Below are 18,341 nucleotides of genomic sequence, written 5' to 3'. Positions count from 1 at the left end.
TGATTAATTGGCAATAATGATACTGCCTTGATAAAATTAATTCAACGCGTAATCTGCGATCAGATTGAAACGAGGTATTTCAACTTGAAAGCTGCTGTTGTCTAGTGTTCGGATCATATTATAATATCCTTCCATGAATCCGAATTCGCTATTAAGATTGCAACCTGAAGTATATTGATGGGTCTGTCCAGGTTCAATAATGGGTTGTTCGCCCACTACGCCATCTCCTGATACTTCTCTATAGTCTCCTTTTGCATCAAAAATTTTCCAATAGCGGCTTATGAGTTGAACCGTGTAATCGCTGAGATTTTCTATGCTGATATGATAAGCAAACATAAAATGTTCACGGTCCGGATTCGAATACTCAGATTGATAGATGGTTTCAACCGAGATTTTTACGCCTTCTGTAATTTGTGTGATCATTTGAATGATGTTTATTGTTGCAATAAATATTTATGCTAAAATACTAATAATGAGTTTAAAATTCGAAATTATAATCATTTTAAAAAGTTAAATAATGCTAAGTTTAAAATTAGTATAGCCAAATGGAGCTTAATTAGTACGTTTGTATTATGGCAAATGGTATATTATATTTAATTCCTGTTCCATTGAGTGATGATGCAGCCTTTCAGTCGTTTACTCCTTATTTGGTGGAAACGATAAATTCATTGGACGAGTATATTGTGGAAAATGAAAAGACAGCACGTAAATTTCTAAAACTTGCGGGTTTAAAGATTCCGCAGAGCGAACTCAAAATTCATGATTATGGAAAACATGCGCGGGATAAAGGAGATATTAATGTTTTTTTTGATGGCCTGACGCATGGTAAGAATGTTGGTTTGATGTCGGAAGCAGGATGCCCTGGTGTCGCTGATCCTGGAGCTTCAATTGTTGCGCGTGCACATCAGCTCGGAATTAAAGTTGTTCCGCTTGTTGGCCCTAGTTCTATTCTACTGGCTCTGATGGCTTCGGGTTTCAGTGGTCAGAAATTTGCTTTTCATGGTTATCTGCCGATTGATAAAATAGAACGAGCCAGAGAAATTAAGAATCTCGAGCTGCAGTCCGGGCGTGAAAAACAAACTCAGATTTTTATTGAAACTCCCTTTAGGAATAATCAGCTTTTGGCAGATCTGCTGAAAACCTGTAAACCTTCGACTTTACTTTGCGTAGCATCCAATGTAACAGCTCCAGATGAATCCATCCAAAGTTTCACTATTGCTGAATGGCGAAAACGAAAGGATGATTTTCATAAAAGGCCTACTATATTTCTTTTATTTGTTTGATTTTTTTGAAGGTTCTCCCCTACCCTATTTAATTTATAATGAGCAATAACTTCTGAAAAGTGGCTACAAGTTGATTTTAATCCATGTAAACAAAGTGAGTAAGTGGTTACATTTTGTTTTTTTTACTTCAATTGGATGTGAGATGACGAATGATAAAAAAAATAGCTGTGCTGCAAAGATAAATTGTAATAAATTTAATCAGAAATATAACTATATGAATTACTGTAGATTATTGTATTTAATGTTTTGTTTTTCATTATCTATTTTAGGTAAAAGTGTTTATGCACAGTCTTCTACTTATGTAATAGTTCATGGAGCATGGGGCGGTGCCTGGCAATTTAAAAATACGGCTAGCGAATTAGAGAAGAAAGGAAACAAAATTTACCGTCCCACACTAACTGGTTTGGGGGAGCGTTATCATTTAGCAGATACTTCTATTGGATTGCAGACTCATGTAAATGATGTTGTGAATACAATTTTGTTTGAGGATCTTCATGATATTATATTGGTTGGACATAGTTATGGCGGTATGGTTATAACGGCTGTCGCAGACAGTCTTCCAGATCGCATCAGAAAATTGGTTTATTTGGATGCCATTCTTCCTGAAGATCAGCAATCAGTAATGAATTTGATGCGGAAACCGGATACGGATAATGGACTCTTGAAATTTGAAAAGGATGGCTACATTCTTCCATTTTGGGTAAAGGATGGTACGAAGTTTCCTAGAGATGTCCCCCACCCTTTAAAAACAATGACGGACAAGATCCATTTGATAAATCCGAAGCGAAATAAAATTCCAACTACCTACATCTTGACTTATGAAGATGGTACCGCGTTGGAGAAGGATGATTTTTATCCTTTTTATAAAAAGGCAAAAAATCTTGGTTTTAAAACAATCGAATTTACTGGAGATCATAATCCGCAAATAAAAAAGCTGAAAGAATTAGTAGATTTGTTAGAACGGGAAAATAAATAAGCAATAGATATTTCAATGACGCAAGAGGAACTAGTAAAAGAATTGAGTAAGCCTGAGGTAATTTATACAGCCTTGGCTATTGTAGCTATCCGTATTATCGTATGGCTTTTGTTTGCAAATACGATCCGGAAAACTTTAAAATTGGTTGCCAGTGAAAATAGATTAATGACTCCTAACCAGTCCTGGTTGGTCGCGATCCCTTTGGTGAATATTTATTGGAATTTTCAGGTCGCTACACGTTTGCGGGATTCTTTGATCAACGAATTCTTTGACCGAAAAATTGCTGTTGAGGAGAATCCTACCTTTAGAAAGGGATCATTATATGCTTGGATTTATTTAGCAACAAATATTCCATTACCATTATCTATTTCAGGCGTGTTAATCGTTATGCATTTTGTGACATTAGCTAATTATTGGTTTGAAATTAATGCGAACAAAAGAATTTTAGAAGAACATAATAAATTTAGAGAAAAGGAGGTAATTGTAGACCATGAGAATTAAGGATGTCATTGACTATTTGGAGCTGCTTGCTCCTTTAGATTTACAAGAATCTTATGATAATGCTGGACTTATTGTGGGAGATGCAAATAAGGAGGTTACAAAGGTGCTCATTTCATTGGATTGTACGGAGGCTGTCGTACAAGAAGCCATTGATAAAGGCTGTAATTTAATTATTTCACATCATCCTATTGTATTTAAAGGATTGAAGAAATTCAATGGAAAGAATTATGTGGAGCGTACGGTTATTAAGGCAATTGAACATAAAATAGCATTGTATGCGATTCATACGAACTTGGATAATGTCACAGGTGGCGTGAATACAAAGATTGCGGATAAGTTAGGTCTGGAGAATCAGGCAATATTGGAGTCGAAAACAAATATTTTACGGAAAATGGTTGTTTTCGTTCCGAGAAGCCACGTTGAAGATGTTCGACAGGCCCTATTCGATGCCGGAGCCGGAAAAGTTGGAAATCATTATGATCAATGTAGCTTTAATACGGCGGGTTATGGTAGTTTTAGACCGTTGGTTGGTGCTGATCCTGCAATTGGAGAGATTGGCATTCAAGAACGTGTTGAAGAAACTCGAATAGAAGTGATTTATCCGAAAACCATCGAACGGAAGTTGCTTTTAGCACTCTATGAAGCTCACCCGTATGAGGAAGTAGCTTATGATTTGTTTGATATCGCGAATACAGCGAGCGAAATTGGAGCTGGAATGATCGGAAATTTAGTGGAACCTATGGATGAACTGGATTTTTTAGCTTATCTTAAAGAAAAACTTGGACTGAATGTCATCCGTCACACAGCACTATTAGGTAAAAAAGTTGGTCGAGTAGCTGTTTGTGGTGGCTCTGGTGGATTTTTACTGGGGGCAGCCAAACGTTCAGGTGCTGATTTTTTTGTGACAGCTGATTACAAATACCATGAATTTTTTGACGCAGAAGGAGAAATCGTTATCGCTGATACGGGACATTTTGAGAGCGAACAATTTACGCAAGAATTATTGTACGACATTATTACGAAAAAATTTCCTAACTTTGCAACCTTAACAACAGAAATAGATACAAATCCTATAAAATACTACAGTTGATGGAACAAACCGTAGAACAAAAATTGAAAGCATTATGGCTTTTGCAAGCCATACATACTAAAATAGACAAGATTCGCCAGGTTCGTGGTGAATTGCCTATGGAAGTTGCAGATCTTGAAGATGAGATTGCGGGTTTAGAAACTCGTATTGAGAAGATCAGAATAGACTTAGACGATTTAGAAGATTCGATCGTTAAGCGTAAAAACATGATTAAGGATGCCCAAGCTGCTATCAAGAAATATGAGTCGCAGTTAAATGAGGTAAAAAATAATCGTGAATACGACGCTATTTCGAAAGAAATCGAAATCCAAGGTCTTGAAATTCAGGTTTGTGAAAAAAGAATCAAAGAAGCAGAATTCGAGATTCGCAACAAAACCGAAAACTACGAAGCTACTGTAGGAAATCTTGATTATAGCAAAAGCGAACTGGAGGGTAAAAAGAAGGAATTAGAAACAATTACTTCTGAAACACAAAAGGAAGAAGATGCGTTATTGGCAAAGGCTGCTGAAGCTGAAGCGAATATCGAAGAACGTTTGGTAAAGGTATATTACCGTCTGCGTAACTCGTTCAAAAATGGTCTTGCTGTTGTTTCGATTGATCGCGATAGTTGTTCAGGATGTCACAATAAAATTCCTGCGCAAATGCAATCGGAGATCCGTCAGCGTAAGAAAATCATTATTTGTGAACATTGTGGACGTGTTTTAGTCGACGAAGGCATTGTATTGGAAATCGAACAAGAATACGGTTTCTAATAATCAATAGATAAATGAAAGCCCCGCTCGAAAGCGGGGCTTTTTTTTGTGATTTTTTTTATGCAACTTTGTTGATATACTAACTAGGTCCAGTTCACAAATCTGTAGTTTTGTGAGTGGTAATTTTAACCTTTAAACGTTTATGAATAAAATTCATTTCAAGTTAATTGCAGCCTTTTTGCTCGGAACAACCTTTCTGCAGACAAAAGCGCAAGAAACCCTATTACTTCGAAATCCAAGTATAAGCGCTGCTAATATCGCTTTTGTTTATGGTGGAGATATCTGGATTGCCGACAAAAACGGAGCGAATCCAAGACGTCTTACGACAAATCCAGGAGTAGAGCAAAACCCGATGTTTTCTCCGGATGGTAAGAACGTTGCATTTACGGGAAATTATGACGGAAATACGGATGTCTATGTAATTCCTGTAGCAGGAGGTGAACCAAAACGTATAACTTATCATCCATCTTCGGATGTGTTACGTGGATGGCTTAACAATGATGAAGTATATTATACGACATCCCGTGATTTTACCTATGCTTTAAGTCCGCGATTATATAGTTCCAATATACAAATGTCGGGAATGGACAAGGCACTGATGATGCCTGAAGCCACGCAGGGCAGTCCTTCTGCAGATGGTCGTTATTGGGCCTATATCAAGAATACTGACCCTACCGAAAGAGACCGTGTAGCCTTTAAACGTTATCGTGGTGGCGGTATGCCGACTATTTGGATCTTCGATACGAAAACAAAAGAAATCGAGACTATTCCGAATGTTAAAAGTAATGATGTTAAGCCATTATGGTTGGGAACGAAGGTTTATTTCCTATCTGACCGCGATAAAATTGTCAATATTTTTAGCTACGATACCAAAACTAAAAAGGTTGAAAAACTAACAGATTTCAAAGATTATGATGTGCGTTCGCTGAATGGGAATGGGACTGATTTGATTTTTGAATATGCTGGAGTATTGAATACACTGAATCTAAACGGAAATAAAATTACTCCTTTGCACATCACTGTGCATACAGATGTCATGTATAAAAGACCTTATTATAAAGATATCAAGGACGATATACGTTATGCTACATTGTCTCCTACAGGTCAGCGAGCGTTATTTGAAGCACGTGGGGAGATCTTTACCGTACCAAAGGAAAAAGGAGAAGCCCGAAATCTGTCAAATTCACCAGGCTCTCATGAGCGTTTTCCAGATTGGTCTCCTAATGGTAAATGGGTTTCATATATCTCAGATAAAAATGGATCCTATCAGTTGGTACTGATGGATCAATTCGGAAAAGATCAGCCCTTATACTTTAATTTGGGGGAAACTAATTTCTATTTTGAACCGACTTGGTCGCCAGATTCAAAGAAGCTTTTTTACAATGATGCGCATCTTAATCTGTACTATATTGATATTGCTTCCAAGACTGTTGTTAAAGTCGCCGATGACAAATTAAGTGGTCAGACCGGCCGTGTATCCAATCATTTCCAACCAAGTTGGTCTCCAGATTCAAAATGGATATCCTTTATACGTACATTGGAAAACGGTGCACCTGCTGTGTTCATGTATAACTTAGATACAAAGAAAACTCAGCAAATTACGGATGGTATGAGCTCTGCCCGCAGTACTGCATTTTCGCAAGATGGTAAATATTTATTTTTCACGGCGAGTACAAATACAGGGCTGACAAATTCTGGTTTACATATGTCTGCTGTACAGCGGAACGTAGATTATGCCGTTTATGCTTTTATTCTGTCGAGCAAAACACCATCATTCTTTAAAAACGATAGTGATGATGAGCAAATCCGCGAAGATAAAGTTGATAAAAAAGAAGAGGGAGAAAATAGTAAAAAGGAACGTGTAAAAGAGAATGATAAAAAGGCTCCTAAAAAGGATAAGAAGGAAGAGTCAGTTGCAAGCAAGCCGGTTGATAAATCTATTCAGGTAGACTTTGATCGTATAGAGAATCGAATTGTTGCTCTCCCTTTGCCAGCCGGTCCTTACTGGAATTTAAATGGTTTGGTCCCGAATCAATTGACTTATCAACGTGGTGGAACAATCGGTGCATATGATTTTAAGGATCTTGAAAATAAGACCTTAGTGGAGAATGCACGTAGTTTTGTTATTAGTGCCGATGGTAAAAAAATGTTATATCAAACGGGAAATGGGTTCAATATTGTAACAGCTGGGCAAAAAGTAGCCTCTCCTACTGCTGGCGAAGTTAAGCTAGGTGGAATTCAGCAATTGGTGGATCCCGCAGCCGAATGGAAACAGGTATTCAACGAAGTTTGGTCAATGCAAAAAGACTATTTCTATGTAGAAAATATGCATGGTGCAGACTGGAAAGCAATGAAAACCAAATATGAAAAATTCTTACCTTTTGTAAACCATCGTTCTGATCTTGGTTATTTATTGAACGAAATGATGGGCGAAATGGTCGTGGGACACAATTATATCTATCCAGGAGATCAACCTTCTACGCCATCAGTTTCAGTTGGTGTGTTGGGAGCAGATTATACGCTAAAGAATGGTTATTATCAGATCGCGAAATTGTTTACGCGTCTTGAATGGAATCCATCGTTCAAAGCCCCATTGGCTGAACCGGGATTAAACATAAAAGAAGGAGACTATATTGTTGCAGTTAATGGTACAGAATTGACAGAGGCTAAAGATATTTATAGCTTATTTGACAATACAGTTGGCAAACAAGTGACTTTAAAGATCAATTCAAAACCTTCGTTGGTCGGAGCGCGTGAAGTGATCGTTAAACCTATTTCATTTAGTGATGAAATGAGTTTGCGGAGCATGGAGTGGGTCGAACGTAACCGTAAAAAAGTAAACGAATTGAGTAATGGTCAAATAGCCTACGTGTACATGCCGAATACAGGTCCTGAAGGATACACCTATTTCAATCGTTATTATTTCGCTCAGATGGATAAAAAGGCCCTTCTAATGGATGAAAGAAATAATGGTGGTGGTTGGGTTGCTGATTATGTAATTGATCTCCTATCCCGCGAATTGATTTCTGGTTGGGGAATTCGTGATGGTAAAGGATTTACGACACCTGGCAATGGCATTTATGGGCCGAAAGCTATGATTATTAATGAAAATGCTGGATCCGGTGGAGATATGATGCCTTATATGTTCCGTTTTAAAGGACTAGGCAAATTGGTAGGTCGTACAACAATGGGAATCTTAGTTGGTATCAGTGGCTATCCTCCATTGTTGGATGGAGGTCGTATTACTTCACCAAACTTCGGTGTCTATGACCTAAAAGGAAATTGGATTATCGAAAATGAAGGGGTCGCTCCTGATGTATTTATCGAACAATTGCCTAAAGATCTTTTGGAAGGCCGAGATCCACAGCTTGAAAGAACGGTGAAAATATTGTTAGAAGAAATGAAAACATATCCGTATAAAAATCTACAAAAACCGGCCGATCCTATTCGGGTGAATTAGGAAAGCCTACATATAAAAGGGCTTTGGATTTTTCCCAAGCCCTTTTTTTGATCATATTCTGTAGTAAACGTATCCATATCCGAGATGATCGAGCACATCCAGTGGAGTTTTTACGGTAATTGGATCATATCGCTAGTTGTCACTATGCTGGTAAAAACGAAGCGATAAAATTTGATTGCGTGCTACGACTCCAATAAATCTTGCTTTTATTGTTATCTTTAACTGATATTTAATAACTATGCTTCCCGAACAGACTACTTCCCCCTTTCAATCTTTGTTACGTTTGATCTTAATGATCATTGGTTTTACGTTTGTATCACAAGTTTTCTATATTATCCTGCTGTTCTTTTATTATAAGATGACTGGACAGGTGTTTTCTATAGGGGTCATTATGAATGGTTCTGCCAATGAGATGCGGTTATTGTTGTTAATGAGTAGTTTAGGTTCTTTTGTAATTCCAGCCTATTTGATGAATATGTATGAAGGCTATGGAATTAAATATTTCCAATGCAGCTATAGACCTAACATGGCGCAGTTTGCCTATGTTTTTTTTGCTATGCTCGCTTTTATGCCTTTGATGAGTCTGATCGGCCACTGGAATGAATCATTACAGTTACCCGATAATATGCAATCTGTACAACGTTGGATGGAGCAAAGTGAGAAAGATTCGGGGGATCTGGTTCGCGGTATTATCATGGAATCAAATATTGTTGGTTTTCTGTTCAACATAATTGTACTGGCATTGATTCCTGCTATAGGAGAAGAGTTACTGTTTCGTGGTGTTTTGCAGAATATCGTTGGGAGATGGCTGGGAAACCCACATCTTATTATATGGATTGTCGCGATAATTTTTAGCGCAATACATTTGCAATTTTTTGGATTTATCCCCCGTATGCTGTTAGGGGCATTTTTTGGCTACCTTTATTTATGGAGTAAAAATATCCTGCTACCCATCTTTGGGCATTTTGTGAATAATGCTGGAGCTACAGTGATGTCATTCTATTATGCAAGACAAGGAAAAAATTACGATGAACTCAATTCGTTTGAGTTACAATCTTGGTGGATATATCTTGTAGGCTTCATTTTTACTGTTATTTTTGTATTCTTATTTTATCGATCAACGCAAAAAGAAAACAATGGAGAACGATTGGAAAAAAATTAAAACATATACGAATGCTATTCAGGCCGAGATAGTCAAACAAATGCTGGAGGAGAATGGTGTTCCGGCTGTCGCGTTAAATAAACAAGATTCTTCCTATTTATTTGGGAAAATTGAACTCTACGTCAGTGAAGGATCTACTGACCTAGCCGAAAGATTGATTGAGGAAGCGGAAAGGGGACTTTAAGACATGAAAACTAGAGCAATAACCGGAGTTATCTTTGTCGCTGTTATGATCGCTTCCACTCTTTTGGGCGCTTATGTATATTCCGTATTTTTTACATTACTAAGTACCTGGTGTCTTTATGAATTCTATGGAATAGTTTCATCCGAAGAACGCGCTCCAAATAAAGTGATTGGTATCGCCCTGGCCTTGGTACTGTTTGTTTTGGGATCCTTAATTTCGATGGATCTGCTTGCGGTAAAATTTTTAGCACTGATTATTCCGTTTATAAGTGCGACTTATATTATTTCACTTTTTCAGAAGAGAGCTTTTCCTTTTAATGATATTGCCTATACTTTTTTGGGAATAGCCTATGTTACCCTACCTTTTTTCCTATTTTCCAAATTAGGTTTTATCCAAGGAAATTTTAATTATGTCCTGCCTTTGGGCTTCTTGATTTTATTGTGGACAAATGATACTGGGGCATATCTGGCTGGACGAAGCTTCGGAAAGCGTAAACTATTCGAACGAATATCGCCAAAGAAAACATGGGAAGGTTTTTTTGGTGGCTTGATTTTGGCTATTGTTGCAGCTATAAATCTGGAAAAATATTTCGGTTATCTTCCGCTTTGGCAATGGATCAGTATTGCAGCAATTATCAGTATTGTAGGAACATTGGGGGATTTGGTAGAGTCTATGTTGAAACGGAGCTTACATGTCAAGGATTCCGGAAATATATTGCCTGGACATGGTGGTTTTTTAGATAGATTTGATGGGTTGTTATTAGCGGCACCAATGGTCTATGTTTTCTTAATTTTAATCAATTGATTGTATTATGAGTCACATTCAAAAATCTACATTTGATTTTTTAACGGAATTGAAAGCTAATAATTCTAGGGAATGGTTTGCCGATAACAGAGGGAAATATGAAGCTGCATTGGCTGATGTGAGAAGTTTTTTAACGGATTTAATTGCGGCATTGAGTGAGTTTGACCCTAAAATTAATACCTCCATACAGGCTAGTAAATGTTTGTTTCGTATTTATCGTGATACACGCTTTTCAAATGATAAAACACCTTATAAAAGTTGGTTTGGGGCAGGAATTTCAGTTGATGGAAGAAAGTTGCAGGGACCAGAGTACTATATTCATATTGGAGCAGAAAATTCATTTATTGCCTGTGGATATTGGCGTCCAGAAAAGCAACATTTAGAGGCAATAAGACAAGAAATTGATTACAGTGGTAATAAATTGGATGAAATTTTAAAAACGGTATTGACAGGCAGTAATATTGCACTTTTCAAAGAAGATTTACTGAAGCGTGCGCCTGCAGGTTATAGTGAGGATAATCCGTTTATTGACTTGATCAAATTGAAGAGTTTTGTGTTGGATAGGGCTTTAACAATAAAGGAGTTATCGGCGAAAAATGCACTGGATAATATCGTGACTTCCTATAAAACTATGCTTCCTTTTAAGGAATTTTTACAAGAAGCCATCGATACAGAATAATTATTCGGGTAAGCTGATTTTGCCCATACAGATAGCGGGCGAATCTTTAATTTGCGCTACATTGGATTTGTTGCCTACCAAAGTTTCATTTGCTAACAAAGCAAAGAGGACGGCCTCTTTGGCGTCTGGATCTATACCTAATGTTGCAAAACTTTGTACCTTAATTGTCGGTAAACTTGTTTTGATGTAATCAAACAGCAAAGGGTTGTGTAGACCTCCGCCGCTGATATATACGGCGACATCGGTTAGACCTTCAGTCTGTCTGCGAATTCCATTAACCATTGCTTGAGCAGCAAAGCGATTCAGGGTTGCCATGACATCTTTATGGGATAGATCGGTTGTATTCGTATTATCTTGCGCCTTTTCAAGATAGGTCAAATTAAATAGTTCTGGCCCGGTGGTTTTTGGAAAGGGCAGTGTTAGAAATTCTTCTGTTAATAATTGATTCAATAGCGCATCATTTACTTGTCCCTTTTTGGCCATATAGGCATCTCTATCCATCTCCTGATTAAAATTAGCCTTCATGTATTGGTTCATCATTGTATTGCCTGGACCGAGATCTGTTGCATATGCCTTTAATTTTGTTTGATGGCTTGGGATAAATGTGAAATTGGAAATACCACCAATATTCAGCAAGAAGCGATTTTCTGTGGGGTGTGAGAAAAGCAGGAAGTCTCCGTAAGCAGCCAAAGGTGCCCCTTCTCCTCCTGCGGCAATATGTTTCTGCCTAAAGTCAGATAGGGTTATGATACCTGTATCTACCGCGGTATGATCTCCATCTCCAATTTGTAAAGTGCTGTTGGGCCAGTTGAGATCTTTGGTCAACGATTGAGGAGCATGGTAGACGGTTTGTCCATGGCTGGCTATACAATCAATCTCGTTGCTTGATATATTCCATTGTTGTAATGCTTTATTGATTAATTTGGCATGCGTGACTCCAATATAAGCATTCAGTCCCGAAAATAATTGTTGGTCGATATTTCGTTTTGCAAAAACTTCACGGACTCGTGCTCTGAAATCATCCTCATAATCCATTGTAGTGAAATGCTCTAACTGTATTTTTGTTGTCTTACCTGCATTTTCTATGCGGCATATTGCGATATCGAGACCATCTAGAGAAGTTCCGGACATAAGGCCAATGATGCGACGTTCTTTCTTTTGTGAAATTTGGTAAAGTCTTTCGATTTGAGGATTCATAGCTTAAAAATAAACACAAAAATGTTATGATGAATATCATTTTTGACAATTAAAGATATTTTGTAACTTCACGGCATTAAAAATCAAAAAATTAAATACAATGAATTTTCCAGCAGAATTGAAATACACCAAAGATCACGAATGGATTCGTGTTGAAGGTGATGAAGCAGTTGTAGGGATTACCGATTTCGCTCAACGTGAATTGGGTGACATCGTTTTTGTTGACATAAACACTGTAGGTGAGGAAGTAGCCGCTAATGAAGTTTTCGGTACAATTGAAGCCGTAAAAACAGTTTCTGATTTGTTTTTACCTGTATCAGCTACAATTTTATCGGTTAATGAAGCGATTGATGCATCTCCTGAATTGGTCAATTCTGATCCTTACGGTGAAGGTTGGATTGTTCGTATTAAATTGAACAATGCTGCTGATGTAGATGCTCTGTTATCTGCTGATCAATACAAAGAAGAGATCAACGCATAATTTAATGCATATAAAAAACAAAATAGGGGCTAAAAAGCCCCTATTTTGTTTTTATTTCTATTGGTTTATTGGCTTTTTAATGTAGTTTTTATTTTTGCTTCAGGCATATCTACATCACTGGTCATTTCTGTCATTTTGGTAAGACAGGTCTTTTTATCCAAAATATAGAAACCTTGCACGTTGCCTACCTGATTTGTATCTGGGCCGAACATTTTTCCTTCAACATTTACTTTATAGCCGAGCTCATTTGCTTCTACTAAAGTCATTTTGCTTTCCACCGAAATGCCTGAGTCATCTGATTCAGTTTTGGATGTCCAAGAATCACCTATTTTAATTGGCTGTTCAGGTAATACGGTACTTATATTTTCGAACATACTTTTATCAAACGGCATGTTAATACCCTCAGGTAACTTGATATCCGAAGATTTGCCAAGTTGATCAACATTAAAGCTAATGCTATTTTCGAGTAGCTTGCCTAAAGTAGCGTGCATCTGTTTGGAAAATTCATTAGCCTCGGGGTTTTTAGAGTCGTATGTCATATCCATTCCTGCCATATTCATTTTCATGTTGATTCCGGTATATTTAAGGTCAAACGCGAAAATGTTGTCTTTTTTCGTTGTATTGGTGATATCAAATCCCATATTAAGGTCTGTAACCATTTTTTGGCCAGCAGCGTCAATATCCATGGTCATCACAAGGTTTTGCGATATTTTTTTCCCTGAATCAGGATTTACACGTAGTGTGTATTTCTTTTGTGCGGAAGCAGATATCACTAGAAATGCAAATACAGCCATCAAAGAGGCAATTCTTAATTTTTTCATATATGGAATTTTAATTTTTTTAATAAGCAACAATCGGCCAGCTTAAATATAAAAAAAATCCCTTTTACTCAGTAAAAGGGATTTTAATTTTTTAAGAATGTAATTTATATTACTTCTTGATATAAGATACTTCTTTCACGGCTTTAACAACTTTCTCAACGCTAGGTAAAGCGGCTTCGATTAATGTTGGAGCATAAGGAAGTGGTACATCTGCACAATTTACGCGGATTACAGGGGCATCTAAATAATCAAATGCGTTACGTTGTACATTGAATGCTAAATCCGTAGAAATAGACGCCAATGGCCATGCCTCTTCCACGATTACCAAACGGTTTGTTTTCTTAACAGACGCGATGATTGTAGGGTAATCGATAGGACGTACCGAACGCAAGTCAATTAATTCAACGCTGATACCTTCTTTTTTCAATTCTTCAACTGCAGGAATGACAACGCGAGGAAGCATTTTACCAAAAGATACAACAGTTACATCTGTACCTTCTTGGATAATATTAGCTTTTCCGATTTCCAAGTAATATTCTTCTTCAGGAACTTGCCCTTTATCACCATACATTACCTCAGATTCCATGAAGATAACAGGATCTGGATCGATAATAGCTGATTTCAATAAACCTTTAGCTTCATATGGGTTTGAAGGAACCACAACTTTTAAACCTGGTGTATTTGCAAACCAGTTCTCAAAGTTTTGAGAGTGTTGTGCTGCAAGCTGACCCGCATTTCCTGTAGGACCACGGAAGACCATTGGAATTGAGAACTGTCCACCACTCATGGAGTGAATTTTAGCTGCCGCATTGATTACTTGGTCAATTGCAACAAGTGAGAAGTTGAATGTCATGAATTCAACAATTGGCTTCAAACCATTCATTGCAGCACCAACAGCAATACCAGCAAAACCAAGTTCAGCAATAGGTGTATCAATGATACGCTTTGCACCGAATTCATCAAGCATACCCTGGCTTACTTTGTAAGCTCCGTTATACTCCGCAACTTCTTCTCCTAATAAAAATATTTTGTCGTCTTTACGCATTTCTTCGTTCATTGCTTCACGAAGTGCTTCTCTGAATTGTATTTCTCTCATCAGTTGTAAAATAGTGTCAATTTTTAGATTACAAATCTACTATTTAAAATTGATATTTTGAAGATTTGAACTCGCTAATTCTATAGTTTTATGTCATTTTTTAATAAGTAAATGACTTTTGTATTAAATTTTTGAATATAAGTTGTTCAGATATTCCAATGTTTTTATAAGTGCCTTATTACTATTCATTATCGCTAATGGAATGTTCCACGTGGCACGGTTCCTTTTCTCCACGTAATTCGAAATACCACGAATCTCGATCACTGGAACTGTCATTTTGTCGGCAGCATAGAAAACAGCAGCTCCCTCCATACTTTCAACAAGGCTATCGGGATGCAGTTTTTGAATTTTTTCGATACTTTCTGTGCTACCATGGACTTTGTTTACGGTAATTCCTTCCCCCTGTTTTAGAAAAGGAAGCCTAAGCTCCTTGTCATTCAGTAAACACGAGGTAAATTTAGATTTTCCGTAGCCCAATTGATCTATTGGAATAAAATTATGACCGTCTTCCGCGCCTAGTTCAACAAATGATTCCGAAACGACCTGAACAACCGAGCCTATTTCAAAATGACGATCCAAACATCCCCCGATCCCTATATTAATGAGGAGATCGTATTTTTTTTCGTGCAGCACTCTTCCTAGTTCAAAGGCTGTGGCGACCATGCCTACACCCGTGACTAAGGTATCGCATTGACCGTAATTTGACGCCACTTCCAGAAAAGGCTGCAATTCAAATGAAGTAGCCGCAATAACTAATATTTGCATGACGAGCTCGTTTTTGAAGGAAAATTACAAATTATCTTGCACGCAAACCTCTTTTTAGAATAAAAATATACTGCCTGCAATTAGTCCTGCTTAAAAATCTGAGCTTGATTATAATAATAAAGTTAACTGATTTTTTGCTAACGATACCCTCTTCAATCATAGCGTCCGAACTGTACCTTTTTTGTCCTCTTAGACGTCATAAATAGCTATCACCTTCTTAAATATTAGCTTAGCTTTTATATACTCTTAGTTTAGAGTTTAGTTAGGTATAATTTAGGTTTAACCTAAACAAACCCTAACTAAACCCTAAACTAACCCTAAGTAAACCCTATCTAAAAGTTAAAGAAAATAATACTAAGATGACTGCATTATCTGGTACGGATTTCTCAACAAGGTGCATCCAATCTTTCGCTACAAAATCTTATAGCAAATTCATTCTCTAAATCTCGTTGCGGCTAAGAATAAGGAAATTCTATCCTAGTTTAATAACAAAAGGCCGTCGCATTAATTATATTACTATATTCTGACGGCATTCGTTAAAAGGAAATGTTAAAATTGCAGCTAAAGCCTTATCTTTGTATCATTATGGTATTTATAACTCGTCGTGAACGTTTTTGTGCCGCGCACAAACTCTATCGTGAAGATTGGAGTAAAGAGCAGAATGAGCAGGTATTTGGTCTCTGTTCCAACCCAAATTGGCATGGACACAATTATGATCTTTATGTAACAGTTAAAGGAAAGGTCAATCCGGAGACTGGCTTTTTGATCGATTTAAAGATCATGAAAGAAATAATCAATCGTAGTATCATTGACAAAGTCGATCACCGTAATTTCAATTTAGATGTTGATTTTATGAAAGGCGTCATGGCTTCTACGGAAAATATCGCAATCGAAATATTCAAGATCTTAAAACCGCTGTTTGATGAACAAGGAGTGGTCTTGCATAGTGTTCGTTTGCATGAAACAGAAAATAATTACGTCGAATATTTTGGCGATTAATCTTTAATACATTTAAATAGTAGAAACTATGAGTCAAAACTCATTTGACAACGAAGAGTTGGATGGATATATTAAGATCGACAAATACAATACTGAAAAGGTAGATCGCATCGCTGCTCATTATACAGATATATTGGAGTGTCTGGGGGAAGACCCAAAACGGGAAGGTTTGGTGAAAACGCCAGAACGTGTTGCAAAGGCATTGCAATTTTTGACACATGGGTATGATATCGATGCTGCTGAGGTATTGCGAGGGGCTATGTTTGAGGAGGACTATAGTCAAATGGTCGTCGTTAAGGATATTGAAGTATATTCTCTTTGTGAGCACCATATGTTACCTTTCTTTGGTAAAGCACATATCGCATATATTCCCAATGGTCATATTGTAGGTTTAAGCAAAATACCACGTGTCGTTGATATTTTTGCGCGTCGTCTGCAGGTTCAGGAACGTCTTACCAATGAGATCAGAGATTGTATTCAAGAAACTTTGGGTGCTCGTGGAGTAGCTGTGGTCATGGAATGTAAACACATGTGCATGGCGATGCGTGGTGTGCAGAAACAGAATTCTGTAACCACTACCTCTGCATTTACTGGAGCATTTCAAAATGATGTCACAAGATCCGAATTTTTACGCTTGATCACTGCTGATCTTGCTTAATATATTTGTTGTTTAATAATAAATAACAGCCCACTAAAATATCATCTTTTAGTGGGCTATTTTTTTAATAAAATTTGGAAACAAAATAAAAAATCAAAAAATGGCAATATCGCTTTTTTACGCATCTGACGCGATTTCCAAAAAATGCTCTTTACAAAAGGTTAATTGTATTTAATTGGTATTCAGGTTTTTGTAAAAAAAAGTTTTTATCATAAAAAAGTTTTTTGGTACCTTTGTGGTTATGGAAATTGTTGCCGACGATTTAGAGTCCTATTTGGAACATACTACAGACGAGGAAAATTCGTTACTGAAAAGGGTAAATCGGGAGACATATTTGAAGGAAACAATGCCCCATATGTTATCTGGACACTACCAGGGAAGAGTTCTTTCTTTATTGAGTAAATTGGTTGCTCCGAAACGTATCTTGGAGATAGGAACGTTTACGGGATATGCAACATTATGTCTGGCAGAAGGGCTGCAAGAAGATGGGATATTACATACTATCGATATCAATGCAGAGCAACAGGAACGCGTCCAGGGGTATTTTGATGAATCGGCATTTGCAGATAAAATTAGATATCATATTGGAGATGCAGCGGTAATATTACCTACATTAGATGAAACATTTGATTTGGTATTTATCGATGCGGACAAAAAGAGAAATTTATATTATTTCGAAACGATAATAAATCAAGTTCCGTCTGGGGGACTTATTTTGATTGACAATGTCTTATGGAAAGGTAAGGTGTTAGATTCAAAACCAGACAACCAAACAAAGCAGATCATTGATTTGAATGCACGTTTAGCTCAGGACAAGCGCGTAGAAAAGGTAATATTACCGATTCGAGACGGACTTTTTGCCTTGCGCAAGAAGTAATTTGTGAACTAAAACATTCTTCATGAATTTAAAACAATTAAAAAGCTTTGTACTGTTACTAGCTTTGGGAACTTTTGGATTAACAAAAGTTTCAGCTCAAAGTAATGCGGCATATGTCGATAAGTACAGTCCAATAGCAAAAGAAATGATGGAGGAACACGGTGTTCCAGCATCGGTTATCTTAGCGATCGCCATGCATGAAAGCGGAAATGGTGGTAGCAGGGTAGCAAAAAATTTGAATAACCATTTTGGTGTCAAAGGAAAAAACAACAGTACCGTTATTCGGTCAGCTTACAAAGGTTATCGGTCTGTAATGGACTCGTATGACGATTTTGTAGGAATAGTAAAAAGAAAAAAGACTACCCAAAGCCTTTTTGAAAAACATCCTGGTGAAAAATACGAAGCTTGGGTAAAAGCGATTGCTCGTTCCGGTTACTCGACGAGTAAAGGTTGGACAGCAAAAGTACTCGCTACTATTAGACAATATCATTTGGATATGTTTGATAATGATGCTAAGCAAAATAGATTCTCGTCAACAAAAAAATAAGCGCGACAT

At 37.2% G+C, this 18,341-nt stretch carries 20 protein-coding genes; 15 read left to right on the top strand and 5 right to left on the bottom strand.

Going from position 1 to position 18,341, the window contains the following annotated elements:
* Positions 1 to 36: 36 nt before the first annotated feature.
* A complete protein-coding gene (gene apaG / locus AB1Z56_RS20590; protein WP_293899512.1) occupies positions 37 to 423 on the bottom strand; it encodes a Co2+/Mg2+ efflux protein ApaG in 387 nt (128 codons plus the stop codon).
* Between the two features lie 149 nt (positions 424 to 572).
* On the opposite strand from apaG, the gene AB1Z56_RS20585 reads away from it, so the two are divergent.
* The 10 genes from AB1Z56_RS20585 (at position 573) to AB1Z56_RS20540 (ending at position 10,891) form a co-directional block, all read left to right on the top strand.
* Entirely contained in the window at positions 573 to 1,283 is a 711-nt protein-coding gene (locus tag AB1Z56_RS20585; protein ID WP_426789991.1) for an SAM-dependent methyltransferase, read from the top strand.
* 214 nt (positions 1,284 to 1,497) lie between these two features.
* Positions 1,498 to 2,259 carry an alpha/beta fold hydrolase gene (locus AB1Z56_RS20580; RefSeq protein ID WP_426789990.1) on the top strand — a complete coding sequence of 254 codons (762 nt, stop codon included), beginning with the start codon at positions 1,498 to 1,500 and terminating at the stop codon, positions 2,257 to 2,259.
* A gap of 15 nt (positions 2,260 to 2,274) precedes the next feature.
* Positions 2,275 to 2,760, top strand: a complete 486-nt coding sequence (locus AB1Z56_RS20575; RefSeq protein WP_309367224.1) for a hypothetical protein — start codon at positions 2,275 to 2,277, stop codon at positions 2,758 to 2,760.
* A complete protein-coding gene (locus AB1Z56_RS20570; protein ID WP_426789989.1) occupies positions 2,750 to 3,850 on the top strand; it encodes a Nif3-like dinuclear metal center hexameric protein in 1,101 nt (366 codons plus the stop codon). The genes AB1Z56_RS20575 and AB1Z56_RS20570 overlap by 11 nt, the downstream gene beginning before the upstream one ends.
* Complete coding sequence (locus AB1Z56_RS20565; RefSeq protein WP_309367222.1) at positions 3,850 to 4,602, top strand: zinc ribbon domain-containing protein; 753 nt, start codon at positions 3,850 to 3,852, stop codon at positions 4,600 to 4,602. Before AB1Z56_RS20570 ends, AB1Z56_RS20565 begins: the two co-directional genes overlap by 1 nt.
* Positions 4,603 to 4,744: 142 nt before the next feature.
* On the top strand, positions 4,745 to 8,062 hold the full coding sequence (locus tag AB1Z56_RS20560; RefSeq protein WP_426789988.1) for a S41 family peptidase: 3,318 nt from the start codon (positions 4,745 to 4,747) through the stop codon (positions 8,060 to 8,062).
* 238 nt (positions 8,063 to 8,300) lie between these two features.
* Positions 8,301 to 9,224: a CPBP family intramembrane glutamic endopeptidase gene (locus AB1Z56_RS20555; protein WP_426789987.1), complete on the top strand. Its 924-nt coding sequence runs from the start codon at positions 8,301 to 8,303 to the stop codon at positions 9,222 to 9,224.
* A complete protein-coding gene (locus tag AB1Z56_RS20550) occupies positions 9,199 to 9,408 on the top strand; it encodes a DUF2007 domain-containing protein (protein WP_426789986.1) in 210 nt (69 codons plus the stop codon). Before AB1Z56_RS20555 ends, AB1Z56_RS20550 begins: the two co-directional genes overlap by 26 nt.
* Positions 9,409 to 9,411: 3 nt before the next feature.
* A complete protein-coding gene (locus tag AB1Z56_RS20545) occupies positions 9,412 to 10,212 on the top strand; it encodes a phosphatidate cytidylyltransferase (RefSeq protein WP_426789985.1) in 801 nt (266 codons plus the stop codon).
* 7 nt (positions 10,213 to 10,219) lie between these two features.
* Positions 10,220 to 10,891 (top strand): DUF2461 domain-containing protein, encoded by a 672-nt coding sequence (locus AB1Z56_RS20540; protein ID WP_426789984.1) that lies wholly within the window; start codon positions 10,220 to 10,222, stop codon positions 10,889 to 10,891.
* Here AB1Z56_RS20540 and AB1Z56_RS20535 read toward each other — a convergent pair whose 3' ends face one another.
* Positions 10,892 to 12,088, bottom strand: a complete 1,197-nt coding sequence (locus AB1Z56_RS20535; RefSeq protein WP_426789983.1) for an anhydro-N-acetylmuramic acid kinase — start codon at positions 12,086 to 12,088, stop codon at positions 10,892 to 10,894.
* Positions 12,089 to 12,188: 100 nt separating this feature from the next.
* On the opposite strand from AB1Z56_RS20535, the gene gcvH reads away from it, so the two are divergent.
* The gene (gene gcvH, locus AB1Z56_RS20530) at positions 12,189 to 12,569 is read left to right on the top strand and encodes a glycine cleavage system protein GcvH (protein WP_046673188.1); all 381 of its coding nucleotides are present in this window, start codon (positions 12,189 to 12,191) and stop codon (positions 12,567 to 12,569) included.
* Positions 12,570 to 12,634: 65 nt separating this feature from the next.
* Here the strand turns inward: gcvH and AB1Z56_RS20525 are convergent, their stop codons facing one another.
* The 3 genes from AB1Z56_RS20525 to mqnB form a co-directional block, all read right to left on the bottom strand.
* Positions 12,635 to 13,390, bottom strand: coding sequence for a DUF6263 family protein (locus tag AB1Z56_RS20525; protein ID WP_313264923.1), 756 nt, complete (start codon positions 13,388 to 13,390; stop codon positions 12,635 to 12,637).
* Positions 13,391 to 13,499: 109 nt separating this feature from the next.
* Positions 13,500 to 14,486 (bottom strand): pyruvate dehydrogenase complex E1 component subunit beta, encoded by a 987-nt coding sequence (locus AB1Z56_RS20520; protein ID WP_046673190.1) that lies wholly within the window; start codon positions 14,484 to 14,486, stop codon positions 13,500 to 13,502.
* A gap of 123 nt (positions 14,487 to 14,609) precedes the next feature.
* Positions 14,610 to 15,251, bottom strand: coding sequence for a futalosine hydrolase (gene mqnB / locus AB1Z56_RS20515; protein WP_426789982.1), 642 nt, complete (start codon positions 15,249 to 15,251; stop codon positions 14,610 to 14,612).
* Positions 15,252 to 15,836: 585 nt separating this feature from the next.
* Here mqnB and AB1Z56_RS20510 point away from each other — a divergent pair.
* From AB1Z56_RS20510 to AB1Z56_RS20495, 4 genes are all read left to right on the top strand, one after another.
* Positions 15,837 to 16,250, top strand: coding sequence for a 6-pyruvoyl trahydropterin synthase family protein (locus AB1Z56_RS20510; RefSeq protein WP_313264928.1), 414 nt, complete (start codon positions 15,837 to 15,839; stop codon positions 16,248 to 16,250).
* Positions 16,251 to 16,278: 28 nt separating this feature from the next.
* Positions 16,279 to 16,908, top strand: coding sequence for a GTP cyclohydrolase I FolE (gene folE / locus AB1Z56_RS20505; RefSeq protein WP_312340055.1), 630 nt, complete (start codon positions 16,279 to 16,281; stop codon positions 16,906 to 16,908).
* Positions 16,909 to 17,149: 241 nt separating this feature from the next.
* The gene (locus AB1Z56_RS20500) at positions 17,150 to 17,785 is read left to right on the top strand and encodes an O-methyltransferase (RefSeq protein WP_201668886.1); all 636 of its coding nucleotides are present in this window, start codon (positions 17,150 to 17,152) and stop codon (positions 17,783 to 17,785) included.
* A gap of 22 nt (positions 17,786 to 17,807) precedes the next feature.
* Complete coding sequence (locus AB1Z56_RS20495; RefSeq protein WP_046673195.1) at positions 17,808 to 18,332, top strand: glucosaminidase domain-containing protein; 525 nt, start codon at positions 17,808 to 17,810, stop codon at positions 18,330 to 18,332.
* Positions 18,333 to 18,341 lie beyond the last annotated feature (9 nt).

This window comes from Sphingobacterium sp. WOUb80 (assembly GCF_050058145.1).
In the GTDB taxonomy this organism is placed as follows: Bacteria; Bacteroidota; Bacteroidia; order Sphingobacteriales; family Sphingobacteriaceae; genus Sphingobacterium.
The sequence above is the reverse complement of the archived record's forward strand: the minus strand, read 5'-3'. Positions and strand labels throughout refer to the sequence as shown.